This window comes from Paenibacillus koleovorans NBRC 103111 (genome assembly GCF_004000845.1).
Taxonomy (GTDB): domain Bacteria; phylum Bacillota; class Bacilli; order Paenibacillales; family NBRC-103111; genus Paenibacillus_AA; species Paenibacillus_AA koleovorans.
This window is the reverse complement of sequence record NZ_BIMA01000092.1, coordinates 1-20,369: the sequence shown is the minus strand read 5'-3', so window position 1 is coordinate 20,369 and position 20,369 is coordinate 1. Positions and strand designations below refer to the sequence as shown.

5 protein-coding genes and 2 pseudogenes are annotated in these 20,369 nt (G+C 50.3%); 1 reads left to right on the top strand and 6 read right to left on the bottom strand.

Annotated features, from left to right (window positions below):
• Positions 1-6: 6 nt before the first annotated feature.
• Positions 7-12,924, bottom strand: a complete 12,918-nt coding sequence (locus PKO02S_RS23925) for an S-layer homology domain-containing protein (protein ID WP_127586910.1) — start codon at positions 12,922-12,924, stop codon at positions 7-9.
• 231 nt (positions 12,925-13,155) lie between these two features.
• Here PKO02S_RS23925 and PKO02S_RS23920 point away from each other — a divergent pair, with 231 nt between their 5' ends.
• Positions 13,156-15,747, top strand: a complete 2,592-nt coding sequence (locus tag PKO02S_RS23920; RefSeq protein WP_127586908.1) for a winged helix-turn-helix domain-containing protein — start codon at positions 13,156-13,158, stop codon at positions 15,745-15,747.
• Positions 15,748-15,938: 191 nt separating this feature from the next.
• On the opposite strand, the pseudogene PKO02S_RS33965 reads toward PKO02S_RS23920, so the two are convergent.
• The 5 genes and pseudogenes from PKO02S_RS33965 to PKO02S_RS23895 form a co-directional block, all read right to left on the bottom strand.
• Positions 15,939-16,309: pseudogene (locus PKO02S_RS33965) on the bottom strand (hypothetical protein); the annotation flags it as partial.
• Positions 16,302-16,685: pseudogene (locus PKO02S_RS23910) on the bottom strand (DNA alkylation repair protein); the annotation flags it as partial. The pseudogenes PKO02S_RS33965 and PKO02S_RS23910, both read right to left, overlap by 8 nt.
• 64 nt (positions 16,686-16,749) lie before the next feature.
• Entirely contained in the window at positions 16,750-17,754 is a 1,005-nt protein-coding gene (locus tag PKO02S_RS23905) for an NADP-dependent oxidoreductase (protein WP_127586906.1), read from the bottom strand.
• An 86-nt stretch (positions 17,755-17,840) separates the two neighbouring features.
• Entirely contained in the window at positions 17,841-18,161 is a 321-nt protein-coding gene (locus tag PKO02S_RS23900) for an ArsR/SmtB family transcription factor (protein WP_127586904.1), read from the bottom strand.
• 157 nt (positions 18,162-18,318) lie between these two features.
• Entirely contained in the window at positions 18,319-19,665 is a 1,347-nt protein-coding gene (locus tag PKO02S_RS23895; RefSeq protein ID WP_246067271.1) for a recombinase family protein, read from the bottom strand.
• Positions 19,666-20,369 lie beyond the last annotated feature (704 nt).

Below are 20,369 nucleotides of genomic sequence, written 5' to 3'. Positions count from 1 at the left end.
TGGCTTTTAATCTGGAATATGTTTCACACCGAAGCTCACCCACTTAGTTATGAATGCTCCCCTGCTCCAGAACTTCGGTATGTCCATCGAAGGTTCCTTGAGGATCAGATTCGTGATTTGGCTGAGGATTGCCACCGCAGTCTCGCCCGGATAGGCGTCGGTAACAGAAACTCGCGCCGTCCAGAAATCCAGTCCTACGGCCATCATTTCCAGCCAGGCGGCGTCCATTGTGTAGCCCTTAGCCCTGAGGATGTGCGCGGCCGTATATGAACTGAGCTCTCTCACCTCCAGCAGTGATCTTAGCACAATCTTGTTCTGACTCCAGCTTCCCCCAAGCCGATTCACGCTATTGTTCCATGCCTGTGTGGACGTGATGGCCTTCAATGCATCCCACGCAGCATTGCCATTAGAAGGCGCACAGGAATAGATGAAGAAAGCTACATCCGACAAATCCATAGGATATTGCTCCAGGTTGCCAGCATTCTGATTGGCCTTGGCACGCGTGATTGCCAGTGCAACCTTACCGATCTCCCGCTCTGGCACCAATCGCATAATGGAACAACCGTACTCTTCCAACGGAGCTCCCCGATATTCCCCAGCAGGAACGATGTCACTATCATAGGCAATCCGAGGCGGGGCCATAGCAAAGGCGACCTCATCCAGCGAATAGCCGCCTCCATATAGGTGAGACGCGATCTCGTTAGTGAATAGGCGTCGAACACCGCCATAATAGTGCATCGTTAAGCCATAAGCGACTGCCCTGACCGGTTTATCGAGCTGTTTGTAGCCTCTCACGACTCTAACTGCATCGGACGATATCGCGAAGAAGAGCTCCGCCGGGGTATACCCAGCCTGATCCATGATCGCAACCCGCTCCTCGATGGGGACACCCCAGCGGCCTAACACATAATAGAAAGCATCCCTGGCGGTAAGGCCAAGCTGATTTAAGATGGGATAGACGCTTTCGTCTTTTGGTTCGAGCTCAAGTACCCAAGTCACAAGCTGCTTGGACGAAAGCCCCGCCTCCCTCAGCAACAGCGCCCTTTGCCCCAAGTCCATGTTCGGATACAGGAACGTCAATGCATCTTGCAACTCGCCCGGTCGTGAACCCGAGCGGTGCATCTCTGCCAAGATACCGCCCAGGTCTGTCTCCCCGAACAGGACATGAGAAATCCATGCTGGGTACTTGTAGGCGTCAGATCCGCTCCATCGATGCTTTATAGCGTTTATCACCTCGGTGCGTTTGTATCCCAGGGCCTGCAGTTGCTCGGCACTATCCTGCCAGCCGAGGCTGCCCGGAAATGCGAGCAAACCGGCTATTTCAAATTCACGACCGATGCCATCCCCCCGCTTCAATCGCAACCAATCTACTAAGGCCTCCGTGCGCGAGATTGCATATGCCGCTGCCACACCAATCAACATCTCTTCCGTCGGGATCGGGGCAGAATCCCTCATGAATTCAAGGCTCTCCCCTGGCGAAAACTGAATGTGACGCTGGATTGCGGCAATCTCAGTCTGTGAGAAAGACCACTGGCGCAACATATAAACTTGGTCAGACTGCCTAAGATTCGCCCCTAAGGCTTGCAGCACCGCCAACGGTTTGTCGATGGAATCGACTACGCCGTAGACATCTGTCAACACCAGGGCCAAAGAGCGATAGGTGCTGGCCGACCACTTCGACTCCCCGCAGTAAGCGGCCAAAAGTCCCTGCAGCACCTCGGTCTGGCTGTAGCCGGCCCCCTTTAGGTGCTGGGCCGCGACCAGCAGATCAAGATGGTATATCTGCTTCAGCATCCACGCAACAGCCGCCGCTGTATCCCCTTTGGTGCGAGCATTGCCAGCAACCATCCCAATGACATCTACGTCATAGGCGATTCCGACGGCCTCCGCCACCTCTTGACCGGAGAAGCGCTCTCCCGCTCCCCCCGAAATCCCCGAAAGAGCAGCTGTAGCAGCGGCGTTATCCAGGTTGTATACACTGCGGATTGCGAGGGCAATCTCCAGCGCATCATACGCATCCAGTTGAATTGCAAATTGGCGGGCGGTATATCCTTGACTCAACATATAAGCGCCGAGCTCCGCGGCAGTGACGTTGGCCTCCTTGTATAGGGATGAATTCATCAGGCCGCCCCCCGCATCCAGGTAGACAATGATTTCAGCGATGGGATACCCTGCCGCCCGCAGACCCGTAAGCATGGGGAGGCGTTCATAGCCGTCATAGAACGATACCATCACATCGGCCACGTAGCCCAAGGGAAACTCCTCGGCTCGCAGGGAGTTGATGAGCCTTGCAGGGTCGGGACCCAAGTGATCCCTTAGGAGTAGCCCGACATCATATGGCGATAAGGGTAAATAATTCTCAATCCGTACCAAGGCGCCATGACGAACCCAGCGTGCCACCCCCTCCGGATCCACACCCCAACGAGCGACTATGCCCTCCACTGCCTCGTCGACATCATAGGCGTAACTAACCGCATAAACAATGACCTCGCGGTCGTCTGAATACACAGCCTCCAAACCTTGGATGGCCTCCGCAGCCGTATAATCCGCTCCCCGCAGCCGATTAGCCACCGCATAGGCCGGAACCCCGCCGCTGTAACCAGTGATGAAGGAGCGTAGCGCTTCTGTGACCTCGGCCACATCATAACCTGCCGCCTTGAGCATGCCAGCGCCCGTTTGGTCGATATGGCCGACAGCGCCGATCTCTTCTCTCAAATACCGCGATACTGCTGCGATGCCAACGCCGGCCTTCCTGAATGCCACAACCTCCTCCTCATACGTTATTCGGAAGTTCGACGACAAAATGTTCCCTAATTGCTTTAGCGTGAGGCCGAACGCGGGATGCAAGACCTGGGCAGCCTCATCCATCGAATACCCAGCCTGCTGCATAACCGTGCCAGCCTGGACCGCCGATAGGCCAAAGACGCGTTTCAAGGTACCGCCAATCTCATCGAACGCCATGCCGGCTGCCTTTAAGCCCTCGGCGGTGGCCTTTGCACCATAGCCCTGCGCCAGAATCTGCATCAAACTGTCCAATCCATAACCTGCAGACAAAAGCAGGTGATAGGCCTGCTCTGCCGTGTAAGTGCGGGCAACGAGCACCGTAGCGATCGCTTGAGTCTCGTGTCCAGCCTCCCACAGGAGAAGAAGAACGTCTGGGAGCGTCAACTCGGCAAAGGCCGCCACCAGGGCCTCTTCAATTTGCACGGCAGTGTAGCCAGCCCCGGTTAGCACATTCGTTACCTCGGAGGCAGCACCACCATCATACGCAACAAGCGCACTGGAGACCCGATTCGCACCGTAGCCCCCGACCGCCAAAGCCCTTGCAACAGTGGACAGATCGCCTCCATATACGGTAATCAGAGCCTCTAGCGCAACACCGGCCGGGGCACCCACCGCGAAGAGCGCCTGAGCCGCTGTTTCAGCTGTCGCCCCATAAACCTCCTGTAGCGACGCCGCTACCATGAGCCCATTCTCCATCGCTGTCTCGAACAAGCTGGCAGCGCTCAAGGCTTCAGCCGCCTGAATGACAGTCAGATGAAGGTCGGCAAGAGACCGGGTGATCGCCAACACGCTGTAACCTGCCGCTTGCAACAATGCCGGCGTCTGGGCGATGGGTACACCGAAGTGCAGTCCCAGCGCAGTGGCAACCGCCAAACTATCCAGACCGGCGTGCCCAAGTGCGGCTGCCGCATCGGCGGCGGTTGAGTCCGGATATGCCGCCATCAGTGCCGTGGCGATCTCGATCGCAGGGTACGAAAGAGTGGCCAAACCTTGAGCGATTTCATCCAGGTCGGCACCCAGTTGCGCTTGCAGAGCCTGACCAATCTGAGCCAGCGTGTTCCCTTGCCCCCTTAGGAAAATAGCGAAACCATTCACGCGAGCAAGATGATGCACCTCCAAAGATGGAATTTCTTCCAACCGACCATAGTCTGCCGCCTGGATTACGCCCGGGATATAGGCGAGCACAATAGCCCCATCCTCAATCGCTGTCTCCAGTTCCAGGACCAGCTCGTTACTGCTGCTGCCAGCCTTCGCGCTGGTGAAAGACTGGTTGACGCCATCTACGGTAACCGTAAAGCCGGCAGATGCGTGATCAGGTACGACCATTGATTTATCAAAGGTAAGCAGCAGACTGCTACCATCGGCAGATATAAATGCGTCGGTCAGCACTGGCGGCAGGCCGAAGCCAAGGCGCACCGTGCGCAAGAAATCATGGCCAGTCTTATTTAGAGATAGTTCGTATACTTGCCCAGGGGTCAGCGCTACTTGTACGTTGTAAGTGGAATCATTATCTCCCATCATGATGTCCGTCATTTCCAAAGCCACTTGGCTGCCCATGGACGTCAGGAGTAAATCCGTTCCGTCCAACCCATCCACCGCTAGGGAAAGAACCAAGGTAAAGCCTCCATCTGTAACAGCAGTGATTGTGGGCATCACTCCCAAGGGGAACGCCACATCAATCGGCCCTGCCTCCAAATCAGATGCATCCAGTCCCAAACGATATGTCTGCCCGCCTGCCAAGTCAATCTTGGATTCCCATATATCGCCATTCAAATTTCCGACAAGGGCGTACGGTCTGAACACCCTATTCTGCTCATCCGTAAGGGTAACTTCCTCAGGCAACAGGCCAGTAACAGGCCGATCCAGATGCAGGGTGAAACCGTAACTCCGCACATCGCTAACGCTCAGTTTAACACGATATGGCAGCTGCGCTGTAAGCGTAGCACCCAGGTCAAAGAATGCTTTCTCCAGGAAAATGCCAATCAGGGCGCCATCCGGCAGTGGTTCGGTCGGGCGGAGCAAATAGCTGTTGCCGCCATCGGTACTATCCGCAAATGCCAAATCCAGCTGCAGTCCGTCAAAACCCTGTAGTTTGAAGTTACTTACGTCCAGACCCGGTAATGCCGGAGTGAACTGGAGGGTGATGCCCTCCGATGAAGCATTCATCACATGAACTGTCGGCGGTGGCACTTGTAACGCAAACGGCCCCCCAAAGTTATAGCCAGTCGGCTGCACTCGAAGATGATAGCGACCACCCGGTAGCAGGGCAACCTCCGCAACATAAGTGGAGCCGCCATCCACAGAGGTCAGCCCAGTCACATCCACCCTGGCGCCGTCTGGCCCAGTTAGAAGAAGATCATTCGAGACCAATCCTTTCACCGCTGGATGGAGCGTGAATGTGAAGCCAGTCTCACTTAGATTCCGCGTACTACTTTGCCCAACGATAAAATTGAGGTTCATCACTGCAGAGTTCGTGGCATAGCCATAAGGTGTAACGTTGATGCGATAGTTGTGGCCATAGAGCAAATCTGCCACAACAGTGTAAGTTCTGCCATCATCGACGCTGCCCAGCACGCTCGATGCGATTTCTTGGCCGTTAGTGGCGTCAATAATGGTTAGATCTGAAGAGCGCAGGTCTGCTACAACCGGATCAAAGATCAAGGTGAAACCAGTGTGCGTCTCCCCCTCTATCATCACTTGGCTTGAAAGAAGCTTGGCTAGAACCATTAATCGTTCAAACTCAAAGCCATCCTTCCTCAATTGCAGTTCATAGTATCTGTTATAGGTGAGCTTAGCCTTGATGATATAGGAAGCGCCATTATCGAACATCTCTACATCCTCTATTGAGACAGACTCACCTTGATTGGATTCTAAAGAAAAATGATCAATCGTCAGTCCTGGGACAGGCGGATTAAGTTGCAGACGAATACCTCCCATCCAGGCAGCTGCTTGCTGATCCACTGGCATCGGAACAGTCACGTTAAATCCAACACCGAAATCGTATCCTTGGATCATGGGCAGCACGTTATACACGGCGCCCCCCGTTAGCGATGCATAAACCTCGTAAGTCGTGCCGCCAGAGCGACGAAGAATACGATTGATCGTGATCGTGTTGCCTTGCTCATCTGTCAACAGAATATCGCTTGCCGTCAAATCGGGTATCGCCAGATCCAGATTGAGGTTGAAACGATCCGTCGAGACATCGCTTATCGTAGCGCTTACGGCCAGGGCCGGCACCACGATCTGCACCTGTGGATGATCATATCCGAAGCGATCCGGCAACTTCAGATTGTAGGTCTCCCCTCCGCGTAGAGATAGGTGGTGTCGATAGGAAGCACCGCCATCCGCAGTCTCGAGCTTTCTATTGAAATCAACCATTGAATTTCCCTGGGAATCGGTTATGCCCAGATGAGCATCTGTCAAATCTGGCCATGCAGGACTGAAATGAATCGTGTAGCCCGTCGCATCCACCTCGCTGATCGTGACAGTCACCTGTTGTGTAAAACTAACTATTTTAATGGCACCGAAGTTATAACCCGCCTTATTGATCGTCAAGTAATTCGCCCGGCCTGGACGGAGAGCTACCCCCACCTCATAGGTTCTTCCATTATCTGGGCTATCTATAGATTGGATCGTTAGCGGGGTATTGTTGTCCTCCAGTAATTTCAGATTGCCCGGCACCAACCCTTCTAGTGCAGAGCTTAAATGAAACGTGAAACCCGTCGCGGACACCTCGACAATTTCGATCGTCTCCTCAACAATCGGTATTTTGAAGCGTTGCGGTTCGCCAAAATCGTACCCGCTGCGTTGTGAAATCTTCAGAGCATATTCCTTCCCCCGTTCAAGCGTGGTTCTAATCAAATAGTCACCGTTATTGCCGGGGATGACATCTTCCGCAGCAACGCACGCTACTGCAGGCCATACGCAAACCGTAAAGTCGGCTTTCGTCAGATTGGGGACCGCAGGATCTAAAGTGACATTCAATCCTGTTGGATCCACATCAGCAATAGTGACTCGCGGATTGATAACCCTAGGTCTTACATAGCTCGAGTCAAGTTTAAAAACAAAACCCGCCTTATTCACACTCAAGAGGTACTCCCCTTGTAAGACCAGAGCAGGATTCGCACTCACCCGGTAAGTATAACCGTGATCGTTGGTCGAAAGTGATAGACCCGCAACATCTTGACCCCGATTTACATCCCGTAAAATTAAATCTCGTTCAGTAAGTCCCTCCACCGCATAACTAAGATGAAGCTTAAAACCGTGTATGGAGACTTCACTGAAACTGGCATTCACGGCTTGAGCCACCTCCGGCAACGGCGCAGGGAGACCTCGGATGTGATAGCCCGGGGTATTGTGAATTGCAACGGTGTAGCTCTCTCCGATACTGAGCTCTGCCGCAATATGATACCATGCCCCACTGGTATCCAAAATGACAATCGGGACGGGTTCACCCTCTCCAGTCGTCAAACGGATATGCTCGGTTGTTAGTTCCAGACCTTGAATCCATCCATCCAGCATAAGCGTAAAACCAGAGGTGGAGACATTCCTGAACGTTGCACTCGGCGTCCAGGGCGCCGTAATCGTTACCGGACTCCCGATTTCCCCCGACGGCGTCGAGACACTGATGGTATAGTCCGTTCCCTGCATAAAGTCGTAATTGACGCTATAGCTGGCACCTCCATCGTCCGTATGGATCGATTTTGCGTTGTACTTGCTATCCTTAAAGCTCACATCGACTTGATAGGGGCTCAAATCGGGCAGAGGAGGGTCAAATTTCAAGGTAAACCCCCAGGGCATCACATCTGTAACTTCCATCGGTTCTCGGAACGTTAGACTGACTGGATAGCCAAAATCATACCCGGCTCTCGTTAAGCTGACGGTATACGTTGTATCCGCCACAAGGTCAGCGGCAAGCGTATAGGTAGTGCCTCCGTCATGGCTGTTAACATCGCTGATCTCAACATGAGGCTCCACTTCAATGTTAGCGTCTGTCAGACCAGGCACCGCAGAGCTGAGGATTAGTGTGAAGCCGGATTTCTTAGCTTGAACATCGAAGCTGACTTGGCCAAGCGGTACGTCCATAACGGCCTCAGAACCAAAATCATGCCCCTCCAGGTTCAGGTTGACGGAGTACCGATGCTCTCCCAACAATGACACTGCTACGCTATACGTCGCCCCTTCATCTGTGCTGATCATCGTTATTCCATGTACTCGCTCACTATGTTCGTCAAGCACAATCAAGGCTTCATCCTTCAGATCAGGCACGGCCGGGTCGAGAGACAGGATAAAACCGCTGATCGACGGGTTACTGATCGTCTTCTCCACTTGGATAACGGGTGGCGCAATCACATGGACGGGTTCGCCCAATGCATAACCCGGCAATGCCAGCTCTAGACCATAAATTGCCCCTCGGGTCAGCTTGGCTGAAACCGTGTATTTGGGGTCATTTCCAGATCGGGCGATCCCAGTTATGGTTACGAACTCCCCCTTCTCAGATGTTAGGCTTACATGCTCTGCTTTCAGGCCAGACACCTGTTCAGAGAAGATGCGGATGAACCCGTCGACCGTTATATCGCTCACGCTCGCTGATACTTCTATAATCGGCGGCATCAAGCTTAGCGGCTCACCAAAGTCATACCCTTCCCGCCGCGGAACAATCGTGTACGTTTCCCCGCCAATCCAATCCGCTGCAATCGTGTAACTAGCGCCATCATCGGAAGCTGCATTTGCTACAACAACAGAAGCACCTCGGGCATCTTTTAATTCAAAATCTCCGGGCTCCAACCCGGGTACCGCAGGAGCGAGGGTCAAGATGAATTCGGAACCGCTTAAATCGGTCACTCCCATCTCCACTCGCTGAATCGGTAATGTGAAGGTAAGGGGTTCACCGAAATTATAGTCTTTTTTCGATAAAATGACGGTATAGGTTTTCCCACCTGTCAACAAGGCATGAACATCGTAAATCTTGTGATCGGCTTGACTGGTGATGGAGATCACGCGAATTTCATTGTTATCGGAATCCAGGATCTGCATACTAATCGGATCCTCTACAGCTTGTAATAACGCTATGGAGAAACCCGTTTGATCAAAGCGAGTCAGGGTCGCTTCGACCTCCATCAATGGCACTGTAAACGTCACAGGCGATTTGAACTCATATCCACTCCTCCAATAGTCCGCAGTCACCGTGTACGTTCCACCCGGATTAAAAGGAAATTCAAGTCGATATCTATTCCCCTGCTCGGATGCCTTTACGTAATAAGGAGAGTAAAACCCACTGTACTGCTCATGCTGAATCAGGAACAGGTCCTCCAGCAAACCCGCGAAGGGTGGTGTCAACGACAATGTAACGCTGTCTACCTTCACTTCAACGACCTCTGCTTCGAGGTAAAACTTAGGCATAACATAGTCTACTGCTCCACGCAATCCCGGGCGGATCAATTCGATTTCATAATAAGTAAGAGGTGTCCATTGGGCCGTTATTTTATAGCTGGAGCCATCAGAACTCACCTCAGTTACGGATAATATAGTCGCGAGATGACCAGGCACATCAACAATAGCCAAGTCAGCCGCCTTCAGATTGGACACTCCCGGGGAAAGATGAAGTGTAAATTCTTGCCCGTTCAAGTCTTCCACCTGAAGTTCGATATCGGTCCATTGAATGTTTATCGGCACCGTGCTGAACATATAACCATTCGGCGGATTTGAAACTGAAAGCACATAAGCTGTGTCTGGCATGAATGTCCCGGTGATCCTGTACGTATGGCCGCCATCCGTTGTCTTGGCATCTGCCAGAATATCGGATACATCCGTTCCGTCTGATAATGCCAGTTTAAAGTCGCGCAATGAAAGGATGGATAACGGTGTATCGAGCTCGATCGTAATGGCATCGGCAAAGAGCTCTGTTGCGGTCAACGCAACTGATATATTCGTCGCCTGTACCGTGAGCGGCATCGTGCCAAGGTCATAACCGGCCCGCGCTATTGTCACCTCGTATAGCGCTGATACGTCCAGGAAGGCTTCGATCACGTAAGTCTCGCCATGATCTATCGTGGAGATACGATCCATGACGACAGGTCCGTTCTCACGATCGGTTAACGTCAGATTCTCACTTGTCAGCCCTGGCAGTCCAGGCTCAAATTTCAGGGTGAATCCGTGCCGCCAAGCTTCAACGACGCTCGCTGTCACGCGTTGGGGTGGCAGCGGTACTCTAATGACAGGCGCCGTGTCACTGAACACATACCCTTCCTTCGCCAAACCGAACGTGTAAATCCGACCAGGCGCCAGCTCTGCCTGCACCTGGTAGCTTGCACCGGCATTCGCAGAGTACAGATCATCTATAGCGACCGGGTTCCCTTGCTCATCCAGCAGCCAGACATCTGCCATCGTAAGTCCATCCAATGCCGGATCGAGATGCAGAGTAACGCCTGTGGTCGATTCATCACGAATATTAACAAGGATCGTATCGAGCGGATGAATCGTGATCGTTGCCATAATCGGAGCGGGATGGCCCTCCCAACCAGAAGGTAACGTGAGGATGCCGATTGCCACATAGTCGCCTGCTATAGCTTCGTTGTACGCCTCGATCTGCCAGGCGATGGTTGCCCGGCCTGTGGCATGACCAGAACCCGCTACTTCAACGGTCTTCATTAGTAAATCGTATAGCTCTTGACTGGAGGTTCCGAAGGACACGGATAAATCAAAGTTGACACCGTCTTCTATCGACTCATATTGGATCACATATGGCTTTGGCATCAAACCAAGCACTCGGATATATGCGACATGAAGCGTATCATCAGCCAATACGTAATAGGTGGCGGCTTTGCCTGTTTGCCAATCTGTTGTGACATACTGGGTATTCGAATCGCCCTCAATCGACGGCTCGATGATCATGCCATTCTCGTATTGACGGAACACTTGCTTAACGTTATGAGCTCCTGTGTCTATTCCGTTAACCTTTAGCGCAATGGCATAATATTCTTCTTTGATCGCTGTCCAATCAAGCAGCTGATTGACGCTCGCTTCACGGAAGTCTACTTGTGCATGGCCGAATGCATCCGATCCGATAAAAACAGCGCTTGCCTCTGAAGGAGCCTGGAAGCTAACCGTCGCTTCTTTGGCTCCTGCCCACTCAAGCATGGCCTTGTATTCCGTGCCTTGTTCCGTCGTGACGATGATGTTCAAATCGGCTGTTCGCTGCCCTGCGGCAATCCAAAGATCGTCATGAGGATAACGAGCAAACGTCGCGGATTCTTCACCCTCGATCACAACGGTCGAACCGCGCATATTCACTCGATTTTCATCGACCATTAACCGATACTTGCGAGCAACTGCCAATTGACCTGAGCCTTGGAAGTTTTCGACGATGGCAACCTCACCCGATTGCCAAGTCACGACAGGTGCTTCAATAACGTTGACGATGACAGCGTTCATGGCGCTCTGATTATCCAACGAGGTCACTGTAAGGGTCGCTTTACCTTTGCTCACAGCGTTAACCTTGCCTGTTCGATCTACCGTGGCTATCGTTTCGTTATCCGACGACCACTTCACTTGTTTATTCGAGGCCTCTGCAGGTTGAACGGTGGCCACAATGGTCGCGATCTCACCTACGTTCAGGGTCAACTGACGCGGTTCAACCTGTATCGCGCTGACAGGTACGACTTCGTTCCCCCCATTTTGGGTGCCTCCATCGTTTCCATCACCGTCGCCAGGTGGCACAATGACAGGTTGCACAATGACAGGTTGCGGCGATGGCAAGGTCACCTCTTTATCCCCGACTACAATGGACATCCCGGGGTTCGCAAATGTCATTTCTTCCGGCTCGTGTTCAAGGGATGAACCGCTAGCGTGCACTTCGGCTTTCCGGATGCTTCCTTTTCCCGTGACAGAAGAGGGGGCAAACAGTAAAAGTCGGTTGATGGATGCATGGTCTCGGACATGCACGTCTGTGCCTTCCGCCTCATCCGCAATGGTCAGGCTTTGCACGCTGCCCTCTTTAATTTCAACAGACACGCCTGGACTTTGTACATGCACATTTTCGAAGTCTCCGGATAAGATGATCTTCCCTTCAGCTGTCGAGGTGATGACCACGTTGCCAAATCCTTCGCCTTCTAATGACATCTCCTCCAGGATCGCGCCAGAGCGCAGCACGATCTCTCTCATCGATGTCGAACCGGAAACGACAATTCTGATGTTTCCTTCCTCTTTGTTAATTACGACTTCGCTAAGGCTCGAATGCTCAACATGGATGCTATTGGCTCCTCCACCATTTACGGTCGTCGTTCCATGTACCGTGACACGATCCAATGTAGCGTCTCCTTCAGCGATGCCAGCTGCTAACAGCAGGTCGCCGAAGATTATCACGTTTTGCAAGGTGACATCAGGGACATTGATCGTAACATTGCCTTGAATAACTAGGGGCTGGTCTGCTTCTTCCGATCCGAAAATCCCAGGCTCATTCAACACAGTCTCTTCCTTGTCTACAACTGAATCCACTCGATCCACTCGATCAAGCGTGGCAACAGCTTCAGCGCGGGTAATTGATTTCCCGGGTCTAAACGTGCCATCTGGATAACCCTCCATGATCCTCGCCTCTGCAACTGCGGCAATGGATTGTATCGCCCACGAAGGAAAATCAGCGGCATCTGAGAAATGAATGCCAGCATCTATCCTATTGGATGTACTCAAATCTAGCAGCCGGTTGATAACAACCGCTGCTTCCTGCCGGCTTATCGGGTTATTCGGACGAATCGTACCATCTGGATAGCCGGTAAGATAATTGGCTTCCACAGCTTTGGCTATCTCATCAGCAAACCACTCCCCAACAACATCCGAAAAGTAAAGAGCTGCCATTGATTGAAATTGAAACCGTCTGTTCACCAAAGTTGCAAATTCAGCTCTTGTAATCTCTTGATCAGGGCGAAACGTTCCGTCCGGATATCCCGAAACCCAACCTTGATCAAGCCAGCTTTGGATTTGCTTTTCCGCCCAATGACCTTGAATATCCCGACCTTGAATATCACGGTCCATTAAAGCCTTCCCGGAACCTGTTTGCGCGAATAATGGCGTAGCGGGCTGTAAGAGCATGGCGATGCCTAGCAGAAGCACCATGCATTTTTGTCTCATTTTTTTAAATGACATTCGGTTTTGATACCCCCTTACTATTTTCAAAAAACTATACGAACGTCGATAGCTTATGTCTAATATTGTTACCTCAAGCCCTTCATCCCCCGAAAATTAACATAACCGTTACACCTGTTCAAGCAACTAAAGTTGTATTCAAGGTTGTATGCCTGCAAAGCTTCCTGAAAATTCTCTCCGCAACAGGACTCTTTCAACATTTGTCGAAAACATAATGCGGGAGGGAACGCTATGGAACGATCCTGGGTAGTCACTGAAAAAACAACCATTCCGTTTAGTGGTGAACATACGTTAATTCGCCGCCGTCTGGAGCATAAGCTGCACGAATCTTTGACCCGCACCTTGACGATAATGACGGCGCCGGCAGGGTTTGGCAAGACCACACTGACCAGCGAATGGATTTCGCGCAACCACCTTCGCGCCGCGTGGGTCTCTTTGAAGGAGGGGGACGATACACATCTGTGGCATTATCTTGTGTATGCGATCCATACGATTGAGCCCGACATTGCGCAGGCGTTGCAGCCCGTACTGGATGCCTACCCGTCCGTTTCTATGGAATTTGTCATCTCCCGCATCGTTCACGAGATCAGTCTTATTGCGACGCCGTTCGTCATCGTCCTCGACGATTATCATCTGATTCAGCACGACGAAATTCACGACAACCTGCATTTTTTCATAATGCATCTGCCGCCGCAAGCTCATCTTATCCTTGTCAGCCGACAGGCGCCCCCTTTTCCCGTTTCACGCTTCAGAACAACGGGACAACTATGCGAAATGAACATGAACGATCTGCGGTTTTCACTCGATGAGACAGCCGAGCTATTCGATGATTGCTTCAAGCTGGAGCTCCCCCCTGACGACATTGCCTTGCTCTGTTCAAAAACGGAGGGCTGGGCGGCCGGCTTGAAATTCGCCTCGATTTATTTGCAAGACCAGGAGCATTCTTCGCAGTTTATTCGCAAGTTTTCAGGCTCCCATCGCTTTGTGATGGACTTTTTAATGGATGAGCTGTTGTATCGGCAACCGGAGCATATTCGTCTGTTTTTGCTGCACACCTCGGTTTTGGACCGGTTCTGCGCCTCTCTTTGCTTCGCGTTGACCGAGAACGATTCGGCGTTCAGTATATTGCCGGTGCTGGAAAGGACCAACCTTTTTATTGTGCCGCTGGATCAAAACCGCACCTGGTTCAGGTACCATCATTTGTTCGCGGAATTTCTCAGAAAACTGCTGGAACAATACACCACTCCATCTCAGTTGGCGGCTATTCATACGCGCGCGTACGGCTGGTACAGCGCACAGCATATGTATAAAGAGGCTATTCCTCATGCTTTGGCGGCAGGCGCACACGACCAGGTCGTGTTGTTCATGGAGCATATGTTCCATGCCTCGGATCGCACGGTGCAAAGCCTGGCGCTGCAGGATTGGGCGCAAAAGCTCCCTGTAGCCATCCTGATGAGCCGGCCGAAACTATTTATTTATTGGATCGGCACCTGGGTACTGTTCGGGAAGACAACCGAAGCGCTCAGGGTATTGAACGAAGCGGAGCAACTGTGCGCCCGTGAGCAGCACTCCTGGCCTGCCGAAGTGCGCGTTATGCTTGCCCAAGGCATCCGCGTCATGCGCGGCGTCATTAACATCTCGCTGGATTACACCCGTCTGCTGGAGCATATCGACGACGTGATTACGCTCATGAATTGGACAGGGAAACAAACGGAGTTTTTGAACCCCAATGAAGCGAGTCTGATTCGGGGACACATCTGCTTTGGCGGAAAAGTCAAAAAAAGCCTGGATTTGTATACCAAGCTTCACAACGACCCGCACGCAGGAAAATTTTTTCGCGAGCACCTGGATGGGCTGACGCATGTCATGATTGCGGATTTGCATTATGAAAGGAATGAGCTGGGCATCGCCCGCGAGCAATTGGTCCATGGCATTTTCCTGGCGGAAGCGGCGAACAATGCGGCCGTGCTTGCCCCGGCGCTTTATTTGAAAGCCCGGCTCGAGCAGGCGGACGGCGACACAGAAAGCGCGCTTTCCATCCTGCATGAAGCCAATGAACACATCAGTCAGATGCCCTCTCCCCGCTGGCAAAGCATGCTGGAAGCTGCGTCTGTCCGTTTCCAGATTATGCGGAGAAGCTTGGAGGAAGGCGCAAAGTGGGCACAGCGCCGATTGCTCAGTGTGACCGCCAAACCCATCGTGGTCAATGAATTTGAAAACATTACGTTTGCCCGTGTTCTAATGGCGCAGCACAAGCTGAAGGAGGCGACCCAATGGCTGACGCAGCTGCTCCAATTGGCCAAAAGCAAGGATCGCTACGCCAGCGTCATCGAAATTTCATTGCTGCTTACGCTGAGCTGGAAGAAGCGGGGAGACTTGAAAAGCGCAATGCGCATGCTCGACCAAGCAATATACCTGGCTGAGGCCGAGCAGTTTGAGCGGATTTTTCTCGACGAGGGGCCGGATATGGCTGATCTGCTCGCTTACTGGCTGCAGGTCTCTACGAATAAGTCGGTCGATGAGGAGACACATCTCCGTCGAGTCCGCTATGTCGACAGTTTGCTTCAGCTCCTGATTCAAGACCTGAGCAGCCCGAAGCAGCCGCTTGCGACAACCTGTCCCCAGGCCGCTGCTTTATTGACGGTAAGAGAGCTGGATATTTTGCTTAAAATCAACAAAGGCGCCACCAATGAGGAAATTGCCAGAGAGCTGTTTCTTGCCATCGGCACGGTGAAGCGCTATACGCACAACCTGTTCCAGAAGCTAGAGGCGCGAAACCGTGTTGAAGCACTGTCGCAAGCGAAAAAACTGGGGATAATTTAATCTGTATAAGTCTAGCTAATGCTTCTCTACAGCGAGCAAAGAAAATGAAATGCCGAATCAGAAAGATGCCATAGGGAAAGCAATGTCATTAAGTTAAGCTCAAAGACTAGACCGGGACTAAAAATGAATTCAAAACAGCATGGGGAAACCCCTGTGCCGTTTGGGAAACGACGACGTGCGAGGTCATCCTTTCAGCGAAATAGTTCATGATCATTCTTGCCAACATCTTTTGGGGTGATGTCTTGGGCCGGTTTTGCGCCGCCGCTGCGAATGGTTTCGCAAATCCGCGCTTTAACAGCTTTTCGGGCTTTCTTTTTCGGCGTCATGAGGATAAAATAGCCCGTTCGCTTCGTTTCTTCACGCGGCGCAGGTCAAATCCCAGATACGCGAAGGCCTCGCCTTTCAAGCCGTTTACCATGCTTATTTTCTCCAAATTGAGTTCCACGCCCAAAGGCTCCAATTGTTCCCATAGCCGCTGTAAGGCTAATTCCGCCCATCCGCCTTTGCTGGAGTGTCCACTCACCGTGATCAGCATATCATCGGCGAACCGATGGTAGTTGAGCTTCAATTGCAGAAAGTAAGTCTGCGGTGTTATCAGACGGTGTTTGTCCAGTCCATCTCAATCGCACTTTATAATACCAGAAGGCTCGCCTTTGAAGAGCGGAAGGACTATTTTCCCATAACTCCATCCATGCAATTGTCTTCTTGTCTTTGGTGAGCTGATTAGCCATTAGCCAATCCATTAAGTTATTTCGCTCATGAAATGTGTGAATCTGCATATCCTTATCAAGCTTATTTAGCACATCTTGTGAAAGAAGGTTTTTGTCCATAATTAAGATTGCCAATAGTCTGGGCAAAAACTCTTCGGTTGACCAAAGTTCCATAGCTAGTTCGTGATCTTTTTTAATGTCCTTCGCGATTTTTCGTAAGTCGCCTATGACACATCTCCTTTATTACAGCACTGTTTCAACCCACGATCGTCGAATGTCCAAGCGTGCCTGGTCAAGGCGATATGGATATGACTACCTTTCCTTTAGCTCTCCCGCCTTCAAGATATTCCAAGGCTTGCGATGCTTCCGCAAACTTAAACACCCGATCAATAACAGGAATAATACGCTCCTTTTCCATTAGCTCCTTAATCTTCTTCAGTTGCGCTCCGTCAGGCTTCATTAACAAGAAATGGTAGCTCGTCTGAGTCTTTTTTTCGAGTGCTGTAAGCTTGTGACTGACAAGCGATAAAAGAATTGTCTTCCACCGCCCTAAACGCGCTTCCTTGCCAAATTTGGCATTCGGAAGACCGGAAACAGACACGATTTTGCCCCCCGGCTTCAATACATGAAATGATTTTTTTAAAACATCACCACCTAAAGTGTCCAAAACGGCATCATATTCCTTCAAATGTTGTTCAAAGTCATCTTTTCTATAATTGATGATTTGATCGGCTCCCAATGATTTAACCAGATCATAGCCTTTTTCGCCGGCTGTAGTCGCGACATAGGCCCCCATCGATTTGGCCAGCTGAATCGCAAACGTTCCTACGCCTCCGGAACCAGCATGAATGAGAATCTTTTGGTCTTTTTGCAGTTTGAGAATATTATGGAAGGCTTGATAAGCGGTCAATCCGACCAGCGGTATGGCTGCAGCCTCTTCAAAGCTAAGATTCTTCGGCTTCAGAGAAATGTCATCCTGATGAACAGCTATATACTCCGCTAACGTTCCGATCCTGTTCTTTCGCGGCCTTCCGTATACTTCATCCCCAGGTTTAAATTGATCAACTTTGTCTCCGGCCTTGATAACAACACCGGAAAAATCATTCCCCAAGATTAAAGGCATCTCATAATGCAATAGAAGCTTTAATTTTCCCGCTTTAATTTTATGGTCAATGGGATTCAGACTTGCGGCGCGAATGTCCACCAGCACATCGTGTTCACCGAGAACTGGCATCGGAAGTTCTTTCAACAATAAGGGAACACTTTTTCCGTATTTCTCAATGACCATCGCTTTCATTGACAACACCTTTCTTTCGCTCATTAGTTCAAACATATAAACCGAATGACAGCAAAGCAACTATTTTTAACTCTGCTCTTTACCAATCAGGATTGGCTGCATCGAGCTTCAATGGTCGCAATTAATAATTTAAGTTGTTCAAGCGGTTTACGGATCGTCAACACATAATAGTTCTCTACATTCCTTTTGTCATAATCAACAAAGCCTGCCTGCCTTAACACTTTCAAATGGTGAGAGATCGCAGGTCTGGACAATTGGATATATTCTGCTATCGTATTCACATTAAGTCCGGACTTATGTTGGGCAAGCAACAGAATAATGGCATGTCGTTTTTCGTCTTTCAATGCATCAAGCAAAGGAACATAATGTTTGAATTGTTGTACCATTTGCTCATACTCTTGGCTCATACACGTTATCCCATCTTTCGTTCGTTAGTTTAATCATTTAAACATATGGATCGGCTGATGTCAAATTAAGATTTATCGGCAGTCATTGCCTCGCGAGTGCAAGATGTTCGGCCGATCTCGTTCGAAGTATCCTAAGAAGCCTCTGAAATCAAAAGTCTCAGAGGCCGTCACTTATGGTAGGGTTCCCCTTACCACCCCCAATCCTAAAACTTTGCTGAAAACAGAAATGTACCTCAGTAATGCGACCATCGACTAAATCTATTCTTGTGACCAACTTCCTGACCAGCTTTTGCTGAGCTTCCTTGTCCATCAAGCCGATAATTTTACCAACATTTTGAAATAAGTCCGATATCTCATCAATATTAAAGCGGCTACTTTGAATGCTCTCTATGTCTTGATTGATTTCCTGCTGCTGCTTCTGCAAGCCTTCAATTTCTTCAAGATTATCCTGAATCCGTTTCCGTACAACCGATCTGTACTTATCATCGCCCTCTGTCAATTCAGCAAATAAATTATCCTGCTTCCTCTCCAGCTTGCTAATCTCTCCAGCCACCCTCTTATGCCGCTGCTGAAGATCTACAATTTGATCATCGGCACTATTAAGGGATGCCAACATTTCCGTCTTGAATTCGGGCTGATTGATAATGCCCCCAAAGATGGAAACAAACTCTTCTTCAAGCGCTGTGCTTCTGATCCCTCTTTCTTTGCATCCTTTCGTTCCACATTTATAATATCCGTACAACGTCCCTTTACTCTTAACCGGTTGATAGAACATCTTGCCGTCGCATGCTGGGCATCGCAGCAATCCGCTAAGTAGGTGCTTGCCATCAAACTGCCTCACATGTCTGCGAGGGTTTCCCTCAATCTTGGCTTGAACCTTATCATAAGTTTCCATATCGATGATTGGCTCGTGTACTCCTTCACTTATTATGGGGTCATCATTATACTTGCGTTTTCGCTTATTTTCTTCGGTGCGCTTTCCCCAGTCCTTTCTGTGTCCCCATCTAATTTTTCCGGCATAGGTCACATTTTTCAATATATCCTTGACCGCCGCTATATAAAATTCATTTCCTTTTTTAGTCTTCACCCCTTTATTATTTAGCAAATTCGCTATTGCATTATAGCCGTTCCCTTTGAGATACTCGGCGTAGATAAACTGCACTTCTTTAGCTTCCTCTTCATTTATGACAAGACATTTATCAACAAGATCATAGCCGAAAGGAGCTGTGCCACCATTCCATTCTCCTTCTCTCGCTTTCTGCGACATGCCGCCTTTAACTTGCACAATAATATTTTCGCGCTCCATATCGGCAAAGATGGACGCCAAGACCAAGAAATATTTCCCCATTGGGGTTGATGTATCAATTTTATCTTCAGTCGATATTAGACAAGTACTGTTCTTTTCTAGAAAATCTGCTATGGTTACAACATCATAAATTTTACGACTCAGTCTGCTTATCTGACATTGAAAGTTTATCCATCTTAGAGAGCGAAGAAATACCATTATAGTCCATAGCGAACACCCCACATCGGATTCGCGCACAAACCGTGCCGCGTGCCCGATGTAAAGTGAGTGGTTTTAAATATCAGAGAATGCAGCGCAAATCGAAAAAAATCTTTTCAATAACCAAAAACTTTTTTTCAATTCCGGCAAACCAACACCACAACCCAAACGAAGCAAAGCGGAGCGAACCAAGATAACGAATAAAGGCGATCAAGGCACAATTACCCCTGAATCATTGGCAAACTTATCATGACGGATTACGGTTCGGCGTTGGCGACTGAAAAGAAACCCTCTACGGTTATGACAAGCCAGCAAACAACCGGCGACCCTGTACTCCAAAAATTCACTGACCTGACTTGGACGCACCTTGCTCCTTAAGAAGGGGAAGCCAAACGTCAGGCGACTGGGGACGTCTCCAGCATGAAAGTAATTATCCGAGCGGCTGGCTGCTTCATTAAAAAGAAAGGGAACTTCGCTGGTGAAAGCGAAGTTCCCGAGCAAATCAATAGTAAACTAGGCCTTGCTCCTTATGCTTCCATACAACAACCGAATTGCAATTGTCATGAGGTGCGGTTTTACACATCCCAACCCTGATGACCAGCTTCACGGAGACGATGGTGCATCCGCTACGTTTACATTTCCTTCCTCTTTCACCGACGAATTTGTCCGCCGTACACTAAAAACCTACCGCCGACACACAAACC